Here is a 21,965-nt window from a genome sequence, read left to right as displayed (position 1 = left end):
GCCGATCGCAATGGCATGTCGCGAGTTGGCGCTGTCTTAAGGGGAATCGGCCGAAAAAGTCAACTCCCCAGCCGTTCCTTTTTGCCTGATATCAGGCGCTCTCGAGGATTCCGTCGATCTCGGCGGTCACCTTGTCGACATTGGCCATGCCGTCGACGGTCTGAAGCTTGCCGGTCGAAGCATAATAGTTCGACAGCGGCGCGGTCTTCTCGCGGTATTCGGTCAGCCGGCGCTTGAACGATTCGGCATTGTCGTCGGAGCGGACGGTGCCGCCGGCGGCGATCGTTTCGGCGACGCGGTTCTCCATGCGCTTGACCAGCGCATCCTCGTCGACCTTCAGCTCAATGACCGCGTCCAGCGCGATGCCCTTGTCGGCCAGGATCCGGTCGAGGGCTTCGGCCTGCGGAACCGTGCGCGGATAACCGTCGAGAATGAACCCCTTGGCGCAATCCGGCTCGGCGACCCGGTCGGACACGATCTCGTTGACGATCGCATCCGAAACCAGCTGGCCGGCATCCATGACGGCCTTGGCGCGCTTTCCGACATCCGTGCCGGCGGCAACGGCCGCGCGGAGCATATCCCCCGTGGAAAGCTGCGGGATGCCGTACTTTTCGGTCAGCAGCTTGGCCTGCGTTCCCTTGCCGGCACCCGGCGGGCCCAGAAAAATCAGTCTCATCGTCCCCTCTTACCTCCACGCAGCTTCGACTTCTTGATCAGCCCTTCGTACTGCTGGGCGATCAGATGACCCTGTATCTGTGCTACCGTATCCAAGGTCACGCTGACAACAATCAAAAGCGATGTACCACCAAGGTAGAAGGGCACACCTGTCTGAGCGATGAGAATTTCAGGAAGAATACAGACGAACATCAGGTAGGCAGCGCCGATCACCGTAATACGGGTCAGCACGTAATCGATATATTCGGCGGTGCGCTCGCCGGGGCGGATGCCCGGGATGAAGCCGCCGTGCTTCTTCAGGTTATCGGCCGTGTCCTTCGGATTGAAGACGATGGCCGTGTAGAAGAAGGCGAAGAAGGCGATCATGGCGGCATAGAGCGCCATGTAGAGCGGACGGCCATGGCCGAGCGCGGCAATGATCGACGTCGCCCAGGACGGCAGCTCCGACGTGTTGGAGAAGCCCGCGAGCGTTGCCGGCAAGAGCAGCAGCGAGGACGCGAAGATCGCCGGGATAACGCCCGCCGTGTTCAGCTTCAGCGGCAGGTGCGACGTGTCGCCCTGGAACATGCGGTTGCCGACCTGTCGCTTCGGATACTGGATCAGCAGACGGCGCTGGGCGCGTTCGACGAAGACGATGAGCGCGATGACGCCGACCGCCATGACGACGACCGCGATGACGACGCCGATCGACAGAGCGCCGGTGCGGCTGAGTTCGAGCGTACCGGCCAGTGCGCCGGGAAGTGCCGCCACGATGCCGGCGAAGATGATCAGCGAAATGCCGTTGCCGATGCCGCGCGACGTGATCTGCTCACCCAGCCACATCAGGAACATGGTGCCGCCGAGCAGCGAAATGACGGTGGAAATGCGGAAGAACCAGCCCGGATCGTTGACGAGCCCTGCCCCGCTTTCGAGGCCGACAGCGATGCCGTAGGCCTGCAGCGTGCCGAGCAGCACCGTACCGTAGCGGGTGTACTGGTTGATGATCTTGCGGCCCTGCTCGCCTTCCTTCTTCAGCTGTTCGAGCGAAGGAACGACGGACGTCATCAGCTGCACGATGATCGACGCGGAAATGTACGGCATGATGCCGAGCGCGAAGATCGCCATGCGCTCGACGGCGCCGCCGGAGAACATGTTGAAGAGGCCGAGGATACCGCCCGACTGGCCGCGGAAGGCCTGCGCGAAGGCATCGGGATTGAGGCCCGGCAACGGAATATAGGTGCCGAGACGATAGACGAGCAGCGCGCCCAGCGTGAACCAGAGACGCTTCTTCAGGTCTTCCGCCTTGGCGAAAGTCGAGAAGTTCAGATTAGAGGCAAGTTGTTCCGCTGCCGAAGCCATGCATTTCTCCGCGTAGCCAATCCGGCGGCGGCGACGCCCGGCCAGGTCCGGAATGGCTTATCCGTTGGCATTCGCACCCTGCCCTGCCCGGGCAATGCGCATATGCTGAAATTGGTCGTGCCCTTCTGCCGTTGCGGCAAATCGGGCGGATGGAGCCTAAACCGGTTGAAACGCGGATTGTCAAGCAATCCCGGCCTCACCCTGGTTTTAATTCCGGATAACGATGCGGATTTGAGAATCCGTCTGCCGTTGTGAGGCTCACATATGGGAGCAAAATCGCCCGGTGTGAAGCACACCGGGCGACTATTTCGTGGAATTATTCGGCAGCTTCGGCTGCTGCCACCAGCAGCTTGATCGAGCCGCCGGCCTTTTCGATCTTCTCGATCGCCGGCTTGGAAGCACCGGCCACTTCGAAAGCGACCTTGGCCTTCAGTTCGCCGTCGGCGAGGATGCGAACGCCGTCCTTGATGCGGCGGATGATGCCGGCGGCCTTGAGGGCTGCGGCATCGACCGTTGCCTTGCCGTCGAGCTTGCCGGCGTCGATGGCCTTCTGAACGCGCTCCAGCGAAACGACGTTGAAGTCGGACGAGAAGATGTTCGTGAAGCCGCGCTTCGGCAGGCGACGGTAGATGGGCATCTGACCGCCTTCGAAGCCGTTGATCGCAACGCCCGAACGCGCCTTCTGACCCTTGACACCGCGACCACCGGTCTTGCCCTTGCCGGAACCGATACCGCGGCCGAGCCGCTTGCGGTTCTTCGAAGAGCCTTCGTTGTCCTTGATTTCATTCAGTTTCATGATCTTGTCTCCCTCACTTCTCGTCGACGACGCGGACGAGGTGCTGGACGGCGCGGATCATGCCGCGGACAGACGGCGTGTCTTCCAGCGTACGGACCCGGTGCATCTTGTTCAGGCCCAGGCCGACCAGCGTCGCGCGCTGAACGGCCGGACGGCGGATGGGGCTGCCGATCTGCTCGACAGTCACCGTCTTCTTGGCGGTTTCTTTCTTAGCCATGGATCAGGGCTCCTTATTCTTCGGCAGCGACGCCGGCGGACTGGCGGCGAGCCTGCAGCGTGGCGTACTTGAGGCCGCGCTGTGCTGCGATGTCCTTCGGGTGCATCTGGCTCTTGAGAGCGTCGAACGTCGCACGGATCATGTTGTAGGGGTTCGACGAACCGGTCGACTTGGCGACGACGTCGTGAACGCCGAGCGTTTCGAAGACGGCGCGCATCGGACCACCGGCGATGATACCGGTACCGGCCTTGGCCGAACGAAGCAGAACCTTGCCGGCGCCGTGACGGCCGTGCACGTCGTGGTGCAGCGTGCGGCCCGAGCGCAGCGGAACGAAAATCAGGTCGCGCTTGGCGGCTTCCGTGGCCTTCCGGATTGCTTCCGGAACTTCACGAGCCTTGCCGTGGCCGAAGCCGACGCGGCCCTTCTGGTCGCCGACGACGACGAGTGCTGCAAAACCGAAACGACGGCCGCCCTTGACGACCTTCGCGACGCGGTTGATCGCGACGAGCTTGTCGACAAACTCGCTGTCGCGCTCTTCGCGGTTCTGGCGGTCATCGCGACCGCGCTTTTCCTGTGCCATTGTCCTTTTCCTTTTTCTTTTCCGGGTGCAATCGGCAGATTGACGAAAGTCGCCCCCATTTTAAAGCAAATGGAAGCGACGGATACCCTGCTGAAACCGGCGGGGCGCCGAGGCGCCCGGCCGAATGATCAGAAGTTCAGGCCACCTTCACGAGCAGCGTCGGCAAGAGCCTTGACGCGGCCGTGATAGAGGAAGGCGCCACGATCGAAGACGACGTCCTTGACGCCGGCCTTGACTGCGCGCTCGGCAATGAGCTTGCCGACGGCAGCGGCTGCTGCCGTGTCGGCGCCCGTCTTCAGCGACGAACGCAGATCGGTGTCGAGCGTGGAGGCGGACGCAAGCGTCTTGCCGGCCACGTCATCGATAACCTGTACGTAGATGTTCTTCGACGAGCGATGAACCGACAGGCGCGGACGGCCATTGGCCACCGCCTTGAGGGAACGGCGCACGCGGTTGGCGCGGCGCACGAGAGCTTCTTTGGTGCTAGCCATTTCGCGTGATCCTTACTTCTTCTTGCCTTCCTTGCGGACGATGCGTTCTTCCGCGTACTTGACGCCCTTGCCCTTGTAGGGCTCGGGGCCACGGTACTCGCGGATTTCCGCAGCGACCTGGCCGACCTGCTGCTTGCTGATGCCGGACACGATGATTTCGGTCGGCTTCGGAACAGCGATCGTGATGCCTTCCGGCGTCTGGTAGACGACGTCGTGGCTGAAGCCGAGTGCCAGCTGCAGGTTCTTGCCCTGCAGCGACGCGCGGTAACCGACGCCGTTGATTTCGAGCTTGCGCTCGTAGCCGTCCTTGACACCCTTGAAGATGTTCTCGAGCATCGTGCGGGACATGCCCCACTTGGAACGAGCATCCTTCGACTGGCTGGTCGGCTGGACGACAACGGCGTTGTCTTCGAGCTTTACCGAAACTTCGTCGTTTGCGACGAAGAACAGTTCGCCCTTCGGGCCCTTCGCGGTGACCTTCTGACCATCGACGGTCGCGGTAACACCAGCGGGAACCGGAACGGGCTTCTTACCGATACGAGACATTGTTTTATCCTGTCTGTTCGTTATGGAGATCCATGCCCGATCTTAGAAGATCGAGCAAAGAACCTCGCCACCAACGTTCTGTTCGCGTGCCTGGTGATCGGCCATCACGCCCTTCGGGGTCGAAAGGATGGTGATGCCGAGGCCGTTCGCGACCTGCGGAATGGACTTGACCGAGACATAGACCCGGCGGCCCGGCTTGGAGACGCGGTCGATCTTGCGGATCACGGACGCGCCTTCGTAGTACTTGAGTTCGATGCTCAGCTCGGACTTGCCGTTGCCGAATTCGACTTCGGAGTATCCGCGGATGTAGCCTTCAGCCTGAAGGACGTCCAGAACGCGTGCGCGCAGCTTGGAAGCCGGCGTGGAAACGCTGGACTTGCGGCGAGCAGCACCGTTGCGGATACGGGTGAGCATATCGCCCAGGGGATCAGTCATTGCCATGTACCCGTCTCCTTACCAGCTCGACTTGACGATGCCCGGCACCTTGCCGAGATTGCCCAGCTCGCGAAGCGCGATACGCGACATCTTGAGCTTACGATAGAATGCACGCGGGCGGCCCGTGACTTCGCAACGGTTGCGGATGCGGGTCTTGGAGCCATTGCGCGGCAGTTCGGCAAGCTTCAGGGTAGCCTTGAAGCGCTCTTCGATCGGAAGAGCCTGGTTCTGGATGATCGCCTTGAGGGCGGCGCGCTTTGCAGCCTGGTTTGCAACCAGTTTGCGGCGGCGCTTGTTCTTCTCGACTGCGCTGGTTTTAGCCATAACAGTAATCCTTCTTTACGCTTGTCGTTACGGTCAGGCGCGGAACGGGAAGCTGAACTCTTTCAGAAGAGCGCGCGCTTCGTCGTCCGTCGGGGCCGTCGTGCAAACGATGATGTCCATGCCCCACATCTGATCAACCTTGTCGTAGTTGATCTCAGGGAACACAATGTGCTCCTTGATACCCATGGCGAAGTTGCCACGGCCATCGAAGGACTTCGGGTTCAGACCACGGAAGTCGCGTACGCGGGGCAGCGCGATGTTCACGAGGCGATCCAGAAATTCGTACATGCGGGCGCCGCGAAGGGTAACCTTCGCACCGATCGGCATGCCTTCGCGCAGCTTGAAGCCGGCGATGGAGTTGCGGGCGCGCGTGATGACCGGCTTCTGGCCGGCGATCGCCGCGAGGTCAGCGGCGGCAACCGAAGGCTTCTTCGAGTCGCCCGTGGCTTCGCCAACGCCCATGTTGATCACGATCTTGTCGAGGCGCGGGATCTGCATCTCGTTGGCGTAGGAGAACTGCTCCATAAGCGCCTTGCGGATACGCTCGACATATTCCTTCTTGAGCCGCGGCTCATACTTGGTGTCAGCCATCGATCGACACTCCCGAACGCTTTGCAACACGAACCTTCTTGTCGCCTTCAACCTTGAAGCCAACGCGGGTCGGCTTGCCGTCCTTGGGGTCGGCGATGGCGATGTTCGACAGATGGATCGAAGCTTCCTTGGTGATGATGCCGGCTTCCTGGGTCTGGGTCTGGCGCTGGTGACGCTTCACCAGGTTGATACCCTTGACGACCGCGCGGTCTTCCTTCGGCAGCACCTGCACAACTTCACCGGTACGGCCCTTGTCCTTGCCGGTGAGTACGACGACCTTGTCGCCCTTGCGAATCTTTTGCATAGCCATCGCTCCTTAGAGTACTTCGGGAGCCAGCGAGATGATCTTCATGTGGTTCTTGGCGCGAAGCTCGCGCGGAACCGGTCCGAAGATACGGGTGCCGATAGGCTCTTTCTTGTTGTCGATCAGGACAGCGGCGTTGCTGTCGAAACGAATGACGCTGCCATCGGGGCGGCGGATGTCCTTGGCGGTGCGAACAACGACCGCCTTCATCACATCACCCTTCTTCACGCGGCCGCGCGGAATAGCTTCCTTGATCGAGACGACGATAACGTCGCCAACGGAAGCGTACTTGCGCTTGGAGCCGCCCAGCACCTTGATGCACATGACACGACGTGCGCCGGAATTATCCGCGACGTCGAGGTTAGTCTGCATCTGAATCATGTCAGGTCGCCTTCTTGTTTTACCAGACCGGTTGGGCCAATCCCGATCAAGGAAAGGCCCCCTGTTCCAGCATATGGAAATTCATGTCTTCGCGCGGGAAGATGTGTTGCCAGGGTGGTTTCCCTTCGGCGAACCGACGGACCTTCCGTGCGCTCAAAGCAAAAGACGCTCGTGATTCCGAGCGTCCTTGCGCTGCTTCATACAGGTTTTCGCGCCAGACGCAAGGGCCGGCGCGAAATCAGCTGTTTTTAAGCCTGGGCCGCCACAACGGTCCAGCGCTTGTCCTTCGAAATCGGGGCGCATTCCTGGATGGAAACGACGTCGCCGACCTTGTACTGGTTGGTTTCGTCATGCGCCTTGTACTTCTTCGACCGGCGAACGGTCTTCTGAAGCAGGGGATGGGCAAAACGGCGTTCGACGCGCACGACAACGGTCTTGTCGTTCTTGTCGCTGACAACAGTGCCCTGCAGAATGCGTTTCGGCATATTTTTTGGTCCTTAGGCCTTGGCTTCTGCCGCCTTCTGGCGGGCAATGGTCTTGACGCGTGCGATGTCCTTGCGGACTTCGTTGATGCGCGAGGTCTTCTCAAGCTGGCCGGTGGCCTTCTGGAAGCGCAGGTTGAACTGCTCCTTCTTCAGCTTGGCAAGCTCTTCGTTGAGCTGATCGGCGCTGAGCGCCTTGACGTCTGCGGCTTTCATGGCGCTCGCTCCTTACTCTGCAATGCGCTGTACGAAGCGCGTCTTGACCGAGAGCTTGGCCGAGCCGAGACGAAGCGCCTCGCGGGCGATCTCCTCGGAGACACCGTCGATCTCGAACATCATACGACCGGGCTTGACCTTGGCTGCCCAGTATTCGACCGAACCCTTACCCTTACCCATACGGACTTCCGTGGGCTTGGCGGTGACGGGAACGTCGGGGAACACGCGGATCCACACACGGCCGGCACGCTTCATGTAACGGGTGATCGCACGGCGGGCCGCTTCGATCTCGCGAGCGTTCACGCGGTTCGGTTCCTGAGCCTTCAGGCCGAACTCGCCGAAGGCGAGCTCGGAGCCGCCCTTGGCGACGCCCTTGATGCGGCCCTTGAACTGCTTGCGGTACTTGGTACGCTTTGGCTGCAACATTTTTTTACTTCTCCGATATTGGCTGCCAAACGCGACTGTTACGCGTTTTCACGACGACGGTCGCCGCGATCACCGCGTTCGCGGCTTGCGGGACCCTGGCTGTCACTTTCGCTCGCGCGACGCTCAGAGGCCATCGGATCGTGCTCAAGGATTTCGCCCTTGAAGATCCAGACCTTGATGCCGCAGATACCGAATGCGGTTTCGGCTTCAGCCGTACCGTAGTCGATGTCCGCACGCAGCGTGTGAAGCGGAACGCGGCCTTCGCGGTACCATTCGGTACGGGCGATTTCCGCACCGCCGAGACGGCCGGCGCAGGTGATCTTGATGCCTTCGGCGCCAAGACGCATGGCCGACTGAACAGCGCGCTTCATCGCACGGCGGAAAGCCACGCGACGTTCGAGCTGCTGGGCGATCGACTGTGCAACGAGGGTTGCGTCGACTTCCGGCTTGCGCACTTCAACGATGTTGAGGTGCGTTTCGGAGTTCGTCATCTCGGAAAGCTTCTTACGGAGCTTTTCGATGTCTGCACCCTTCTTGCCGATGATCAGACCCGGGCGAGCCGAGTGGATCGTGACGCGGCACTTCTTGTGCGGACGCTCGATGACGACCTTGGCGATACCGGCCTGCTTCAGTTCATCCTGAACGAACTTGCGGATCTTCAGGTCTTCGTGAAGCAGCTGGCCGTATTCGGCGTTGTCGGCGAACCAGCGGCTGTCCCAGGTACGGTTGATGCCGAGGCGGAAGCCGATCGGATTAATCTTCTGGCCCATTATGCGGCCTCCCCTTTGGCTTCGACTTCACGGACGACGATCGTCAGATGCGAGAACGGCTTCTCGATCCGCGATGCGCGGCCGCGGCCACGAGCGTGGAAACGCTTCATGACGATCGACTTGCCGACATAGGCTTCGGCGACGACAAGGCTGTCGACGTCGAGATCGTGGTTGTTTTCTGCGTTTGCAATCGCGGATTCGAGCGTCTTCTTGACGGTCTCGGCGCTACGCTTGCGCGAGAATTCAAGTTCTGCAAGGGCGCGATCGACCTTCTTGCCGCGGATGAGCGCAGCAAGCAGGTTGAGCTTCTGGGGGCTGACGCGGATCGTGCGCGCAACGGCCTGCGCCTCATTATCCTTCAGCCGACGTTCGGCTTTAGCCTTACCCATCGTTACTTCCTCTTCGCCTTCTTGTCCGCGCCGTGACCATAATAGGTCCGCGTCGGAGCGAATTCACCAAACTTGTGGCCGACCATGTCTTCATTGACGGCCACCGGGATGTGCTTGGAGCCGTTGTAGACACCGAAGGTCAATCCAACGAACTGCGGCAGGATCGTGGAGCGACGGCTCCAGATCTTGATAACTTCGCTGCGACCGCCTTCACGAACCTTCTCAGCCTTCTTGAGAAGATAGCCGTCAACAAACGGGCCTTTCCATACTGAACGAGCCATTTCTGACTAACCTCTCTTACTTCTTCTTCAAGTGGCGCGAGCGCATGATGAACTTGTCGGTCGACTTGTTCGAGCGGGTCCGCTTGCCCTTGGTGGGCTTGCCCCACGGGGAAACCGGGTGACGACCACCGGAGGTGCGGCCTTCACCACCACCATGCGGGTGGTCGACGGGGTTCATGACGACACCGCGGTTGTGCGGGGTCTTGCCGCGCCAGCGCGTGCGGCCGGCCTTGCCGTCGTTGATGTTCCCGTGTTCCGGGTTGGACACCGCACCGATCGTTGCGAGGCAGGACGAGTGAACCAGGCGCTGTTCGCCGGAGTTCAGGCGAAGGATCGCCATGCCCTGGTCGCGACCGACCAGCTGGACGAACGTACCGGCCGAACGGGCGATCTGACCGCCCTTGCCGGGCTTCATCTCGACGTTGTGGACGATCGAACCGACCGGCATGTACTGCAGCGGCATGGTGTTGCCGGGCTTGACGTCAACGGCCTTCTCGGACGCGATGACCTTGTCGCCGACTGCCAGGCGCTGCGGCGCCAGGATATAGGCCTGCTCGCCGTCGGCATAGTTCACCAGAGCGATGAACGCCGTGCGGTTCGGGTCGTATTCCAGACGCTCGACCGTGCCTTCGACGTCGAACTTGCGACGCTTGAAGTCGACGAGACGGTAGGTACGCTTGTGACCGCCGCCGATGAAGCGGGCGGTGATGCGACCTGCGTTGTTACGGCCACCGCTCTTGGAGAGACCCTCGGTCAGAGCCTTTACGGGCTTGCCCTTGTAAAGGCCCGACCGGTCGACGATGACCAGCTGACGCTGGCTCGGAGTGGTCGGGTTGTAGCTTTTCAATGCCATTTTCTTGTTTCCTCTTTAGCCGACTGCTCGATTAGAGCCCGGTGGAGACGTCGATGGACTGACCGTCAGCAAGCGTGACGATCGCCTTCTTGACATCTCCCTGCCGGCCGGCGAAGCCGCGGAAACGCTTTACCTTGCCCTTGCGGACGAGCGTGTTCACAGCCGTGACCTTGACGCCGAAGAGAGCTTCCACGGCAGCCTTGATTTCAGGCTTGGAAGCGCGCTTGGCGACGTTGAAGACGATCTGGTTGTTCTCGGATACCAGCGTCGACTTTTCGGTGATCGAAGGAGATACGATCACATCGTAGTGGCGAAGATCCGTCATTTGAACCGCTCCTCGAGGGCTTCTACAGCAGCCTTGGAGAGCACGAGCTTGCCGCGGCGCAGGATATCGTAAACGTTGATGCCCTGAATCGGCAGTACATCCACGTTCGGGATGTTGCGTGCTGCGAGCTTGAAGTTGCCGTCAAGTTCAGCGCCGCCGATGAAGAGGACATTGGTGAGGCCGAGCGAAGCGAACGTTGCGGCCAGAGCCTTCGTCTTTGCTTCTGCGGCGACGAGGTCGTCGATGATGATGACGTCGTCAGCCTTGATCTTGGCCGAGAGAGCGTGACGCAGGCCGAGCGCGCGAACCTGCTTGGGCAGGTCGTGAGCGTGGCTGCGGGATACCGGGCCGTGGGCCTTGGCACCGCCGCGGAACTGCGGAGCGCGCGCCGAATGGTGACGAGCGCGGCCCGTACCCTTCTGCTTGTACATCTTGGAGCCGGTGCGCGAAACTTCGCCGCGGGTCAGCGACTGGTGCGTGCCCTGCTGCTTCTTCGCGAGCTGCCAGCGAACGACGCGGGCGATGATGTCTTCGCGCGGCTCGAGGCCGAAGATCGCGTCGGAAACGGAAACCTTGCCGGCGTCCTTCCCTGCGAGGGTCGTGACTTTGAGATCCATGATCAGGCTCCCTTACTTAGCTGCGGCGCGCACGGCGGCCGGACGCGGAGCGTCGGACGGGGTGCCGGACTTGACGGCGTCGCGAACAACGATCCAGGCGCCCTTGGAGCCGGGGACCGCGCCCTTGACGAGGATGAGACCGCGCTCTTCGTCGGTGGAGACGACTTCGAGGTTCTGGGTGGTGACGCGCGTCTGGCCCATGTGACCAGCCATGCGCTTGCCCTTCCAGACCTTGCCCGGGTCCTGGTTGTTACCGGTCGAACCGTGCGAACGGTGCGAAACGGAAACGCCGTGCGTTGCACGAAGGCCGCCGAAGTTGTGGCGCTTCATGGCGCCGGCAAAGCCCTTACCGATCGTGGTGCCGGTAACGTCGACCAGCTGGCCGGCGACGAAATGGCTGGCGGTCAGTTCCGCGCCGATTTCGATGAGGTTGTCCTCCGATACGCGGAACTCGACGAGCTTGGCCTTCGGCTCGACGCTTGCAGCGGCGAACTGACCGCGCAGCGCCTTTGCCGTGTTCTTCACCTTGGAAGAGCCGGCGCCGAGCTGAACGGCCGTGTAGCCGTTCTTGTCCTGCGTACGCTGAGCAACGACCTGGACGTTGTCCAGTCGCAATACTGTTACGGGGATGTGCTCACCTGCGTCGTTATAGACGCGAGTCATCCCTACTTTCTGTGCAATCACACCTGAACGCATGGTTCAATCCTCTTAGAAGTCCTGGCGGGATCGTGACGTCCCGTCATGCCTCTTGGTTTAAGGATTCCACTCGGGCCTCAAGGCCGTCGGGTTTCCCGTTTTTAGAAGACGTCGGCTTTCGCCACGTACCTTCCTTGTTATTCGGCTTGCGCCAGGACTTAGAGCTTGATCTCTACGTCCACACCGGCCGCAAGGTCGAGCTTCATGAGAGCATCGACCGTCTGCGGCGTCGGATCTACGATGTCGAGCAGGCGCTTGTGGGTGCGCATCTCGAACTGTTCACGGCTCTTCTTGTCCACGTGGGGCGAGCGGTTGACAGTGAACTTTTCAATACGGGTCGGGAGCGGAACGGGGCCGCGGACGCTTGCGCCGGTGCGCTTTGCCGTCGACACGATCTCGCGCGTGGAGGCATCAAGGATCCGGTGGTCAAACGCCTTGAGGCGGATGCGGATGTTCTGGCCGTTCATACGACTTTTCCTTAGTTCGTTATTCGCGCGATTCTCTTGGGGAATCCGCGTTTTTGATTCTGGCGGTTCCATAAAGGAACACGCACGAAAACACAATTGCCGAAAGGCCAGTCCGCTAAATTTTCAAAGACCGGAGGGGCAGGATGTCTCCTGCCCTTCCTATTTCAGCGGCCTTGGGGCCTTCAGTCTTACTCGACGATGGAGGCGACGATGCCTGCGCCGACGGTACGGCCGCCTTCGCGGATGGCGAAGCGCAGCTTTTCTTCCATCGCGATCGGAACGATCAGCTCGACGTCAACGGTCACGTTGTCGCCCGGCATGACCATTTCCGTGCCTTCCGGCAGCGAGACGATGCCCGTCACGTCCGTCGTGCGGAAGTAGAACTGCGGACGGTAGTTCGTGAAGAACGGCGTATGACGGCCGCCTTCTTCCTTCGTCAGGATGTAGGCTTCGGCCTTGAACTTCTTGTGCGGCTTGACCGAACCCGGCTTGCACAGGATCTGGCCACGCTCAACGCCGTCACGGTTCACACCGCGCAGCAGCGCACCGATGTTGTCGCCGGCCTGGCCCTGGTCGAGCAGCTTGCGGAACATTTCAACGCCCGTGCAGGTCGTCTTCGTCGTCGGACGGATGCCGACGATCTCGATTTCCTCACCGACCTTGACGATGCCACGCTCGACGCGGCCGGTCACGACCGTACCACGGCCCGAGATCGAGAACACGTCTTCGATCGGCATCAGGAAGGGCTGGTCGATCGGACGCTCGGGCGTCGGGATGTAGTCGTCGACTGCGGCCATCAGGGCGCGGATCGCGTCTTCGCCGATTTCCTTGTTCGAATCTTCCAGAGCCGCCAGAGCCGAACCCTTGACGATCGGAATGTCGTCGCCCGGGAATTCGTAGGACGACAGAAGTTCGCGCACTTCCAGCTCGACGAGCTCGAGAAGCTCGGCGTCGTCAACCTGGTCGACCTTGTTGAGGAACACCACGATCGCGGGAACGCCGACCTGGCGGGCCAGCAGGATGTGCTCGCGCGTCTGCGGCATCGGGCCGTCGGCTGCCGAAACAACCAGGATCGCGCCGTCCATCTGGGCAGCACCGGTGATCATGTTCTTGACGTAGTCGGCGTGGCCGGGGCAGTCGACGTGCGCATAGTGACGGTTCGCCGTCTCGTATTCGACGTGTGCCGTCGAGATGGTGATGCCGCGCGCCTTTTCTTCCGGAGCAGCGTCGATCTGGTCGTACGCCTTGAACTCGCCGAAGTACTTCGTGATCGCTGCCGTCGTCGACGTCTTGCCGTGGTCAACGTGCCCGATCGTGCCGATGTTTACGTGAGGCTTGTTGCGCTCAAACTTGCTCTTTGCCATTTCCGGCTCTCCGTTCGTGATCCCTGGACGGGAAATTCATACAAATTGGGTGGGGCGTACCCCGGTCACTTCTGACCGGAGTACTTTGCCTGGATTTCCTGTGCGACGTTCGAGGGAACCGGCGCATAGTGGTCGAAGACCATCGAGTACTGGGCGCGGCCCTGCGACATGGAGCGCAGGTTGTCCACGTACTTGAACATGTTGGCCAGCGGTACGTTGGCGGAGATCACGACGGCAACGCCGCGGCTCTCCTGGCCCTGGATCTGGCCGCGACGGGAGTTCAGGTCGCCGATAACGTCGCCGACATAGTCTTCCGGCGTTACGACTTCGACCTTCATCATCGGCTCGAGCAGCTGGGCGCCAGCTTCACGGGATGCTTCACGGAAGCAGGCACGCGATGCGATTTCGAAGGCGAGGACCGAGGAGTCGACGTCGTGGAAGGCGCCGTCGATGAGCGTCGCCTTGACGCCGAGCATCGGGAAGCCTGCGAGCGGACCCGAAGACAGAACGCTTTCGATACCCTTCTGAACGCCCGGGATGTATTCCTTCGGAACAGCACCACCGACGATCTTGGATTCGAAGAGGAAATCTTCGCCTTCCGGGTTGGGTTCGAAGACGAGCTTCACGCGGGCGAACTGGCCGGTACCACCGGTCTGCTTCTTGTGCGTGTAGTCCTTCTCGGTCTTGCGCGTGATCGTCTCACGGTAAGCAACCTGCGGAGCACCGACGTTGGCTTCGACCTTGAACTCGCGACGCATGCGGTCGACGATGATGTCGAGGTGAAGTTCACCCATGCCGGCGATGATCGTCTGGCCGGATTCTTCGTCGGTCTTGACGCGGAAGGACGGGTCTTCTGCGGCCAGGCGGTTGAGCGCGAGGCCCATCTTTTCCTGGTCGTTCTTCGTCTTCGGCTCGATGGCGATCTGGATAACCGGCTCCGGGAACTCCATGCGCTCGAGGATAACCGGCTTCAGGGGATCGCAAAGCGTATCGCCCGTCGTCGTGTCCTTGAGGCCGGCGAGAGCAACGATGTCGCCTGCATAGGCTTCTTCGATGTCTTCACGGGAGTTGGAGTGCATCTGAAGCATACGGCCGACGCGCTCGCGCTTGTCCTTGACCGTGTTCATGACCGACGTGCCCTTTTCGAGCTTGCCGGAATAGATGCGGGCGAAGGTCAGCGAACCGACGAAGGGGTCGTTCATGATCTTGAACGCGAGCATGGAAAGCGGCTCGCTGTCATCGGCATGACGCTCGATTTCGGCTTCGGTCTTGACGTCGATGCCCTTGATGGCCGGGATGTCGACCGGCGACGGCAGGTAATCGACAACGGCGTCGAGAAGCGGCTGAACGCCCTTGTTCTTGAAAGCCGTACCGCAGAACATCGGGTGGAACTTCACGTCGATGGTGCCGCGGCGAACGAGTTCGCGGATCTTGTCGTTGTCCGGGTAGGTGCCTTCGAGGTAGGCTTCCATCGCGGCTTCGTCGATTTCGACGACGGTCTCGATGAGCTTCTCGCGATACTCCTCGGCCTTTTCCTTCATGTCTTCAGGAATTTCGACGACGTCCCACTGGGCGCCGAGCGATTCATCGCGCCAGACGAGAGCGTTCATCTCGATCAGATCGATAACGCCCTTGAATTCGCTTTCGGCGCCGATCGGCAGCTGCATGACGACGGCGGTCGCACCGAGACGCGACTTGATCATGGAAACCGAGCGGTAGAAGTCCGCGCCGGTCTTGTCCATCTTGTTGCAGAAGATCATGCGCGGAACGTTGTACTTCTCAGCCTGACGCCAGACGGTTTCCGTCTGCGGCTCAACGCCGGCATTGGCATCGAGAAGGGCAATCGCACCGTCGAGAACGCGCAGCGAGCGTTCGACTTCGATGGTAAAGTCAACGTGGCCGGGGGTGTCGATGATGTTGAAGCGGCGGGTCTTGCCGTCACGGCCCTTCCAGAAGGTCGTGGTGGCAGCGGACGTGATGGTGATGCCGCGTTCCTGCTCCTGCTCCATCCAGTCCATGGTGGCGGCGCCGTCATGGACTTCGCCGATCTTGTGGGACTTGCCGGTGTAGTAGAGGATGCGTTCGGTCGTCGTCGTCTTGCCGGCGTCGATATGCGCCATGATACCGAAATTTCGGTAGTCTTCGATTTTATATTCGCGAGCCATTGGAGCTCCTTTCGAGACGTCTAGTTTCGGTTACCAGCGGTAGTGCGAGAAGGCACGGTTGGCGTCAGCCATCTTGTGCGTGTCTTCGCGCTTCTTGACCGCGCTGCCGCGGTTGTTCGAAGCGTCCATGAGTTCGCCGGAAAGGCGCTCGACCATGGTCGTTTCGTTACGCTTGCGGGCAGCAGCGATCAGCCAGCGGATGGCCAGAGCCTGACGACGCTCCGGACGAACATCGACCGGAACCTGGTAGGTCGCACCACCGACGCGGCGCGAACGCACTTCGACGTGCGGCGCAACGTTGTCGAGAGCCGAATGGAACACGCCCAGCGGGTCGGCCTTGGCCTTGCCCTGAACGACGTCGAAGGCGCCGTAAACGATCGTTTCGGCGACGGACTTCTTGCCGTCCAGCATGATGGCATTCATGAACTTGGTGACAACGAGATCGCCGAACTTCGGGTCCGGATTGATCTCGCGCTTTTCTGCTCTATGGCGACGGGACATACTTTTCGTCTTTCTTCAAAAGGTTCCGACCAGCGAAATGGCGCCGGTTACTGTATTATTTCGGACGCTTCGCGCCGTACTTGGAGCGGCGCTGCTTGCGGTTCTTGACGCCCTGGGTGTCGAGAACGCCGCGGATGATGTGGTAGCGCACACCCGGAAGGTCCTTTACGCGGCCGCCACGGATCATGACGACAGAGTGTTCCTGCAGGTTGTGGCCTTCGCCCGGGATGTAGCCGATGACTTCGAAGCCATTGGTCAGGCGGATCTTGGCGACCTTACGCAGAGCCGAGTTCGGCTTCTTCGGGGTCGTGGTATAAACGCGGGTGCAAACACCACGCTTCTGGGGGTTTTCCTGCAGGGCAGGAACCTTGTTGCGCTTTACCTGCGCCTGGCGCGGCTTGCGGATCAGCTGGTTTACGGTAGGCATAGACCCATCCCTTGTTCGTCTCATTTACCCTTGCGGGCGGATACATGGCCACACGCGTGTTCATGCGCAATAAAAGGCCGATCCACTTGAGTGGATGACCCCAATAGGCAGAGGACGCGTTATAACCGCGTCATGCGTGCAGCATTCATGTTCTCAACGTGCGTCGAGCCCTGTTTGAGGCGAACTCCAGAACGAGTCGTTCCGAACCAGCCAGCCTCACATAGGCTCTGATGGCGTGCGGAATACTGACTTAAGGGCAAAAGGTCAAGGGGCGCGGCGAAAGAATCCCGGGCCGCGGCGGCAGATATGCCTGAAATGCAGGGCTTTCGGCCTTGCCCCCTGCCCTGTACGGGCAGCGGGCCAGCCATCAATCCATCACGAATGAATATTAAGAAAGCATGAAAGCGGAATCAACCGGGAAGAGTCAGCGCCCGCCGCCTGCATCCACTGATTCTCTTGACCGGCTGGCCGATGCTTGCATTTTGCCATTGGGCCCGGCCACCCTACCCTTTATAGAATGTCCAGCACTCAATCCCGAAAGGAGCCCGCCATGGCGTCCAGCGCCGACAACGACAACAATACGCTCGACGAACCGATGGTCTTCATCATCATCGGCAAGGCCTATGAGCGGGAGGGCGACGACGGCCTCGACATCCACGTCATGCTGCGCGCGCCCGATGACGACAGCGCCGTGCGGGAGGCCCTCAACGCGCTTTCCGAGGAAGGCTTCATCGAGGCGGACCTCGACCAGATCGGCACCCTGACCGGCGAACCGGAAGAAGAGCCGCATGCCTCCGCCTACAAGGGCGCGCTGGAAGGCGAAGTGGCGATCATCCGCTTCGCCTGAACGCCCGCCGCACTTCGCTATTCATAAGCCGCCCGGCCACCCGGGCGGTTTTTCTGTTTCTTCGAACCACTTCTGCCCGGCAGAAACAAAAACGCCGGGCGCGAGGCCCGGCGTCTTCATAGTCATAGAATCCAGCCTTACTCGGCTGCGGCACCCTCGCCACCGGCGAGTTCCGTGAGCATCGGGGTGGCGACGCCGGCGCCCGTCGACTTGCGGCGCTCGTCGAGGATCATCTCGTCGCGAGCCGTCGCGATGCGGCGGATCTGGGTCATGGTGCCACCCGTACCGGCCGGGATGAGGCGGCCGACGATGACGTTTTCCTTGAGGCCCTGCAGGCCGTCGGTCTTGCCGGCGATCGCAGCTTCCGTGAGAACCTTGGTGGTCTCCTGGAACGAAGCGGCCGAGATGAACGACGGGGTCTGCAGCGACGCCTTGGTGATGCCGAGAAGGACAGGTTCACCGTATGCCGGCTTCTTGCCTTCCTCGATCAGCGCGTCGTTGACGTCTTCGAGCTCGATACGGTCGACATTGTCGCCGACGATGTAGGTCGAGTCGCCGGCATCCGTGATCTCGACCTTCTGCAGCATCTGGCGAACGATCACCTCGATGTGCTTGTCGTTGATCACGACGCCCTGCAGTCGGTAGACTTCCTGGATCTCGTTCACGAGGTAGGAAGCGAGTGCTTCCACGCCCTTGATCGCCAGGATGTCGTGCGGCGCCGGGTTGCCGTCGAGGATGTAGTCACCCTTTTCGATAAAGTCGCCGTCCTGAAGGTGGAAGGGCTTGCCCTTCGGGATCAGGTACTCGACCGGTTCGACACCGTCTTCCGCCGGCTCGATCATCACGCGACGCTTGTTCTTGTAGTCGCGGCCGAGACGAACCGTACCATCGATCTCCGCGATGATGGCGTGGTCCTTCGGACGACGGGCTTCGAACAGTTCGGCAACACGCGGCAGACCACCGGTGATGTCCTTGGTCTTGGCGCTTTCCAGCGGCGAACGGGCAAGAACGTCCCCCTGGGAGACCTTCTGACCCGGCTCGACCGAGAGGATCGCGTCGACCGAGAGCATGAAGCGGGCTTCGCCACCACGGGACAGCTTGGCAACCGCGCCATTCTTGTCCTTGATGACGATGGCCGGCTTCAGGTCCGAACCGCGCGGCGTCGAACGCCAGTCGATGACCGAACGCTTGGTGATGCCGGTGGACTCGTCCGTCGTTTCCAGAACCGAGATGCCGTCGACCACGTCTTCGAAGTGAACGGTACCCTCGACTTCCGTCATCATCGGACGGGTGTAGGGGTCCCACTCGGCGAGACGCTGGCCGCGCTTCACCTTGTCGCCATCGTCGACGAAGATCTTCGAACCGTAGGCGACGCGCTGCGAGGAACGCTCCACGCCACGCTCGTCCAGGATGGTGATCGCCATGTTGCGGCCCATCGCGACGAGTGCGCCTTCGGAGTTGCGCAGCATGTTGCGGTTCTTCATCTGCACCGTGCCTTCATACGATGCTTCCAGGAACGACTGGTCGACCACGGTCGCCGTGCCGCCCAGGTGGAAGGTACGCATGGTGAGCTGGGTGCCCGGCTCGCCGATCGACTGTGCCGCGATGACGCCAACGGCTTCGCCCATATTGACGGGCGTGCCGCGTGCGAGGTCTCGACCGTAGCAGACGCCGCAGACGCCGGTCTGGATTTCGCAGGTCAGCGCCGAACGGATGCGGATCGACTGGATACCAGCCTTCTCGATCTCGACGACATCGGCCTCAAGGATCATCCTGCCGGCATCGACGATGCGCTCACCCGTGACCGGATGATCGATGTCGTCGAGTGCGGTACGGCCCAGAACGCGGGTGCCGATCGAAGCCACGACCTGGCCTGCATCGACGATCGCGGTCATGGTGAGGCCCTTGTCAGTGCCGCAATCCACGTGCGTGACGATGCAATCCTGCGCGACGTCGACGAGACGACGGGTCAGGTAACCGGAGTTCGCGGTCTTCAAGGCGGTGTCTGCAAGACCCTTGCGGGCGCCGTGCGTCGAGTTGAAGTACTCGTTCACGGTCAGGCCTTCCTTGAAGTTCGAGATGATCGGCGTTTCGATGATCTCGCCCGACGGCTTGGCCATGAGGCCACGCATGCCGCCCAGCTGGCGCATCTGGTTCGGAGAACCGCGGGCGCCCGAGTGGGACATCATGTAGATGGCGTTCATCGGCTTCTGGCGACCGGTTTCCGGGTCGAACTCGACGGCCTTGATGCGGGCCATCATGTCTTCGGCAACCTTTTCGGTCGCCTTGCCCCAGGCGTCGACGACCTTGTTGTACTTCTCGCCCTGGGTGATCAGGCCGTCGTTGTACTGCTGCTCGTATTCCTTGACGAGGGTTTCGGTGTCACCGACGATCTTCGCCTTGGTTTCCGGGATGATCATGTCGTCCTTGCCGAACGAAATGCCGGCGCGGCAGGCATGGGCAAAGCCGAGCTGCATGATGCGGTCGCAGAAGATGACCGTGTCCTTCTGGCCGCAGTGACGGTAGACCGTGTCGATCATCTTGGAGATGTTCTTCTTGGTCATTTCCTGGTTGCAGATGTCGAACGGAATGTTGCCGTTCTTCGGCAGCAGTTCGCCGATGATCATGCGGCCGGGCGTCGTTTCATAGATCTTGGTGTACGGCTTGCCGTCGGCATCGACCGACTTGAAGCGTCCCTTGATCTTGGCGTGCAGCGTGACGACCTTGTTCTCCAGCGCATGGTGCAGTTCGCCCATGTCGGAGAAGGCCATGCCTTCGCCCGGCTCGTTCTGGTTCATGATCGCCAGATAGTAGAGGCCGAGAACCATGTCCTGCGAGGGAACGATGATCGGTGCGCCGTTCGCCGGATGCAGGATGTTGTTGGTCGACATCATGAGCACGCGCGCTTCCAGCTGGGCTTCCAGCGAGAGCGGAACGTGAACAGCCATCTGGTCACCGTCGAAGTCGGCGTTGAAGGCCGTGCAGACGAGCGGGTGCAGCTGGATCGCCTTGCCTTCGACCAGGATCGGTTCGAAGGCCTGGATGCCCAGGCGGTGCAGCGTCGGTGCGCGGTTCAGGAGAACCGGATGCTCGCGGATGACCTCGTCGAGGATATCCCAGACCTCAGGCTTTTCCTTCTCGACCAGCTTCTTGGCCTGCTTGACGGTCGAGGAGAAACCCTTCGCGTCGAGGCGGGCGTAGATGAACGGCTTGAACAGTTCGAGCGCCATCTTCTTCGGCAGGCCGCACTGGTGCAGCTTGAGTTCCGGACCGGTCACGATGACCGAACGGCCGGAATAGTCGACGCGCTTGCCGAGCAGGTTCTGACGGAAGCGGCCCTGCTTGCCCTTGAGCATGTCGGACAACGACTTCAGCGGACGCTTGTTGGCGCCGGTGATGACGCGGCCACGGCGGCCGTTGTCGAACAGGGCGTCAACCGATTCCTGAAGCATGCGCTTCTCGTTACGGATGATGATGCCCGGTGCGCGCAGCTCGATGAGACGCTTCAGACGGTTGTTGCGGTTGATGACGCGGCGATAGAGATCGTTGAGGTCCGACGTCGCGAAACGGCCGCCATCCAGCGGGACGAGCGGGCGCAGGTCCGGCGGGATCACCGGAACGACCTTCATGATCATCCATTCCGGACGGTTGCCGCTTTCCATGAAGTTCTCGACGATCTTCAGGCGCTTCATCAGCTTCTTCTGCTTCAGCTCCGACGTGGTGTCCGCCAGATCCGAGCGCAGGTCGCCTGCGATCTTCTCGAGGTTCATCGAGGCGAGCATCTCGTAGATGGCCTCGGCGCCGATCATCGCCGTGAACTGGTCTTCACCATATTCATCAACGGCGATCATGTATTCTTCTTCGGAAAGAAGCTGGTTTTCCTTGAGCGCGGTCAGGCCCGGCTCGGTCACGATGTAGTTCTCGAAATAGAGAACGCGCTCGACATCCTTCAGCGTCATGTCGAGCAGCGTCGCGATGCGCGACGGCAGCGACTTCAGGAACCAGATGTGGGCAACGGGCGCAGCGAGCTCGATATGGCCCATGCGCTCACGGCGAACGCGCGACAGCGTGACTTCCACGCCGCACTTTTCGCAGATGATGCCCTTGTACTTCATGCGCTTGTACTTGCCGCACAGGCACTCGTAGTCCTTGATCGGGCCAAAGATGCGCGCGCAGAACAGACCATCGCGTTCCGGCTTGAACGTGCGGTAGTTGATGGTTTCCGGCTTCTTGATCTCACCGTAAGACCAGGACAGGATCTTTTCCGGCGACGCGATCGAAATCCGGATGGAATCGAACGTCTGCGCAGGCACCTGCGGGTTGAAAAGGTTCATGACCTCTTGGTTCATGCCTATCTCCTTAGTGGGCCTTGGGCCCTCTGCTTAGCAAGCAATTGCGGCGATACCCGGGTGCCGCAACGCTGCCTTAAACGGATGAGCCGCCCCCTGCCGAACGGGCGGG

At 60.9% G+C, this 21,965-nt stretch carries 29 protein-coding genes; 1 reads left to right on the top strand and 28 read right to left on the bottom strand.

Translation table 11 applies throughout. The annotated features are described in order from the left end of the window. Positions 1-91 precede the first annotated feature (91 nt). The 27 genes from GR158_RS13410 to rpsL all read right to left on the bottom strand — a co-directional run bounded on the left by GR158_RS13410 (position 92) and on the right by rpsL (position 16,657). Positions 92-676 carry an adenylate kinase gene (locus GR158_RS13410; RefSeq protein ID WP_134649058.1) on the bottom strand — a complete coding sequence of 195 codons (585 nt, stop codon included), beginning with the start codon at positions 674-676 and terminating at the stop codon, positions 92-94. Further along, positions 673-2,013 carry a preprotein translocase subunit SecY gene (secY, locus tag GR158_RS13405; RefSeq protein WP_134649057.1) on the bottom strand — a complete coding sequence of 447 codons (1,341 nt, stop codon included), beginning with the start codon at positions 2,011-2,013 and terminating at the stop codon, positions 673-675. The genes GR158_RS13410 and secY overlap by 4 nt, the downstream gene beginning before the upstream one ends. A gap of 316 nt (positions 2,014-2,329) precedes the next feature. After that, positions 2,330-2,809, bottom strand: coding sequence for a 50S ribosomal protein L15 (rplO, locus tag GR158_RS13400; RefSeq protein ID WP_134649056.1), 480 nt, complete (start codon positions 2,807-2,809; stop codon positions 2,330-2,332). Positions 2,810-2,822: 13 nt separating this feature from the next. Beyond that, positions 2,823-3,026: a 50S ribosomal protein L30 gene (gene rpmD / locus GR158_RS13395; RefSeq protein ID WP_119258419.1), complete on the bottom strand. Its 204-nt coding sequence runs from the start codon at positions 3,024-3,026 to the stop codon at positions 2,823-2,825. 13 nt (positions 3,027-3,039) lie between these two features. After that, positions 3,040-3,606: a 30S ribosomal protein S5 gene (rpsE, locus tag GR158_RS13390; protein ID WP_134649055.1), complete on the bottom strand. Its 567-nt coding sequence runs from the start codon at positions 3,604-3,606 to the stop codon at positions 3,040-3,042. Positions 3,607-3,734: 128 nt separating this feature from the next. Further along, complete coding sequence (gene rplR, locus GR158_RS13385; protein ID WP_134649054.1) at positions 3,735-4,097, bottom strand: 50S ribosomal protein L18; 363 nt, start codon at positions 4,095-4,097, stop codon at positions 3,735-3,737. A gap of 12 nt (positions 4,098-4,109) precedes the next feature. After that, complete coding sequence (gene rplF / locus GR158_RS13380) at positions 4,110-4,643, bottom strand: 50S ribosomal protein L6 (RefSeq protein WP_160871428.1); 534 nt, start codon at positions 4,641-4,643, stop codon at positions 4,110-4,112. 42 nt (positions 4,644-4,685) lie between these two features. Continuing rightward, positions 4,686-5,084, bottom strand: a complete 399-nt coding sequence (gene rpsH, locus GR158_RS13375) for a 30S ribosomal protein S8 (protein WP_134649052.1) — start codon at positions 5,082-5,084, stop codon at positions 4,686-4,688. Between the two features lie 12 nt (positions 5,085-5,096). Next, positions 5,097-5,402 (bottom strand): 30S ribosomal protein S14, encoded by a 306-nt coding sequence (gene rpsN, locus GR158_RS13370; protein WP_134649051.1) that lies wholly within the window; start codon positions 5,400-5,402, stop codon positions 5,097-5,099. A gap of 33 nt (positions 5,403-5,435) precedes the next feature. Further along, positions 5,436-5,993, bottom strand: a complete 558-nt coding sequence (rplE, locus tag GR158_RS13365) for a 50S ribosomal protein L5 (RefSeq protein ID WP_134649050.1) — start codon at positions 5,991-5,993, stop codon at positions 5,436-5,438. Then, on the bottom strand, positions 5,986-6,297 hold the full coding sequence (rplX, locus tag GR158_RS13360) for a 50S ribosomal protein L24 (RefSeq protein ID WP_117372294.1): 312 nt from the start codon (positions 6,295-6,297) through the stop codon (positions 5,986-5,988). Before rplX ends, rplE begins: the two co-directional genes overlap by 8 nt. Before the next feature lie 12 nt (positions 6,298-6,309). Next, entirely contained in the window at positions 6,310-6,678 is a 369-nt protein-coding gene (rplN, locus tag GR158_RS13355; protein WP_117372293.1) for a 50S ribosomal protein L14, read from the bottom strand. 248 nt (positions 6,679-6,926) lie between these two features. After that, the gene (gene rpsQ / locus GR158_RS13350; RefSeq protein WP_117372292.1) at positions 6,927-7,163 is read right to left on the bottom strand and encodes a 30S ribosomal protein S17; all 237 of its coding nucleotides are present in this window, start codon (positions 7,161-7,163) and stop codon (positions 6,927-6,929) included. 12 nt (positions 7,164-7,175) lie between these two features. Next, the gene (gene rpmC, locus GR158_RS13345) at positions 7,176-7,376 is read right to left on the bottom strand and encodes a 50S ribosomal protein L29 (RefSeq protein ID WP_024270441.1); all 201 of its coding nucleotides are present in this window, start codon (positions 7,374-7,376) and stop codon (positions 7,176-7,178) included. A 12-nt stretch (positions 7,377-7,388) separates the two neighbouring features. Continuing rightward, positions 7,389-7,802, bottom strand: coding sequence for a 50S ribosomal protein L16 (gene rplP / locus GR158_RS13340; RefSeq protein ID WP_024270440.1), 414 nt, complete (start codon positions 7,800-7,802; stop codon positions 7,389-7,391). 38 nt (positions 7,803-7,840) lie between these two features. Continuing rightward, the gene (rpsC, locus tag GR158_RS13335) at positions 7,841-8,572 is read right to left on the bottom strand and encodes a 30S ribosomal protein S3 (protein WP_064329856.1); all 732 of its coding nucleotides are present in this window, start codon (positions 8,570-8,572) and stop codon (positions 7,841-7,843) included. Beyond that, positions 8,572-8,961, bottom strand: coding sequence for a 50S ribosomal protein L22 (gene rplV / locus GR158_RS13330; RefSeq protein WP_134649049.1), 390 nt, complete (start codon positions 8,959-8,961; stop codon positions 8,572-8,574). The genes rpsC and rplV overlap by 1 nt, the downstream gene beginning before the upstream one ends. A 2-nt stretch (positions 8,962-8,963) precedes the next feature. After that, complete coding sequence (gene rpsS / locus GR158_RS13325) at positions 8,964-9,242, bottom strand: 30S ribosomal protein S19 (protein ID WP_023517272.1); 279 nt, start codon at positions 9,240-9,242, stop codon at positions 8,964-8,966. A 16-nt stretch (positions 9,243-9,258) separates the two neighbouring features. After that, a complete protein-coding gene (rplB, locus tag GR158_RS13320) occupies positions 9,259-10,095 on the bottom strand; it encodes a 50S ribosomal protein L2 (protein WP_134649048.1) in 837 nt (278 codons plus the stop codon). A 31-nt stretch (positions 10,096-10,126) separates the two neighbouring features. After that, positions 10,127-10,420 (bottom strand): 50S ribosomal protein L23, encoded by a 294-nt coding sequence (locus GR158_RS13315; RefSeq protein ID WP_117372286.1) that lies wholly within the window; start codon positions 10,418-10,420, stop codon positions 10,127-10,129. Then, on the bottom strand, positions 10,417-11,037 hold the full coding sequence (gene rplD, locus GR158_RS13310) for a 50S ribosomal protein L4 (protein WP_134649047.1): 621 nt from the start codon (positions 11,035-11,037) through the stop codon (positions 10,417-10,419). Before rplD ends, GR158_RS13315 begins: the two co-directional genes overlap by 4 nt. 12 nt (positions 11,038-11,049) lie before the next feature. After that, on the bottom strand, positions 11,050-11,733 hold the full coding sequence (rplC, locus tag GR158_RS13305; RefSeq protein ID WP_024270438.1) for a 50S ribosomal protein L3: 684 nt from the start codon (positions 11,731-11,733) through the stop codon (positions 11,050-11,052). Positions 11,734-11,891: 158 nt separating this feature from the next. After that, positions 11,892-12,200, bottom strand: a complete 309-nt coding sequence (gene rpsJ / locus GR158_RS13300) for a 30S ribosomal protein S10 (RefSeq protein WP_003507767.1) — start codon at positions 12,198-12,200, stop codon at positions 11,892-11,894. 188 nt (positions 12,201-12,388) lie between these two features. Beyond that, positions 12,389-13,564: an elongation factor Tu gene (gene tuf / locus GR158_RS13295; protein ID WP_134711005.1), complete on the bottom strand. Its 1,176-nt coding sequence runs from the start codon at positions 13,562-13,564 to the stop codon at positions 12,389-12,391. Positions 13,565-13,629: 65 nt separating this feature from the next. Then, the gene (gene fusA / locus GR158_RS13290; protein ID WP_134652691.1) at positions 13,630-15,729 is read right to left on the bottom strand and encodes an elongation factor G; all 2,100 of its coding nucleotides are present in this window, start codon (positions 15,727-15,729) and stop codon (positions 13,630-13,632) included. 30 nt (positions 15,730-15,759) lie between these two features. After that, entirely contained in the window at positions 15,760-16,230 is a 471-nt protein-coding gene (rpsG, locus tag GR158_RS13285) for a 30S ribosomal protein S7 (RefSeq protein WP_134652689.1), read from the bottom strand. Between the two features lie 55 nt (positions 16,231-16,285). Beyond that, the gene (gene rpsL / locus GR158_RS13280) at positions 16,286-16,657 is read right to left on the bottom strand and encodes a 30S ribosomal protein S12 (RefSeq protein ID WP_003507760.1); all 372 of its coding nucleotides are present in this window, start codon (positions 16,655-16,657) and stop codon (positions 16,286-16,288) included. 550 nt (positions 16,658-17,207) lie between these two features. Between rpsL and GR158_RS13275 the strand changes: the two genes are divergently transcribed. Continuing rightward, positions 17,208-17,504: a transcriptional regulator gene (locus GR158_RS13275; protein WP_134652687.1), complete on the top strand. Its 297-nt coding sequence runs from the start codon at positions 17,208-17,210 to the stop codon at positions 17,502-17,504. A gap of 137 nt (positions 17,505-17,641) precedes the next feature. On the opposite strand, the gene rpoC is transcribed toward GR158_RS13275, so the two are convergent. Continuing rightward, the gene (gene rpoC / locus GR158_RS13270; RefSeq protein WP_134652685.1) at positions 17,642-21,853 is read right to left on the bottom strand and encodes a DNA-directed RNA polymerase subunit beta'; all 4,212 of its coding nucleotides are present in this window, start codon (positions 21,851-21,853) and stop codon (positions 17,642-17,644) included. Positions 21,854-21,965: the final 112 nt, after the last annotated feature.

It is taken from the genome of Shinella sp. AETb1-6 (assembly GCF_009826875.1).
GTDB classification, from domain to species: Bacteria; Pseudomonadota; Alphaproteobacteria; order Rhizobiales; family Rhizobiaceae; genus Shinella; species Shinella sumterensis.
This window is presented reverse-complemented; position numbering and strand designations above follow the sequence as displayed.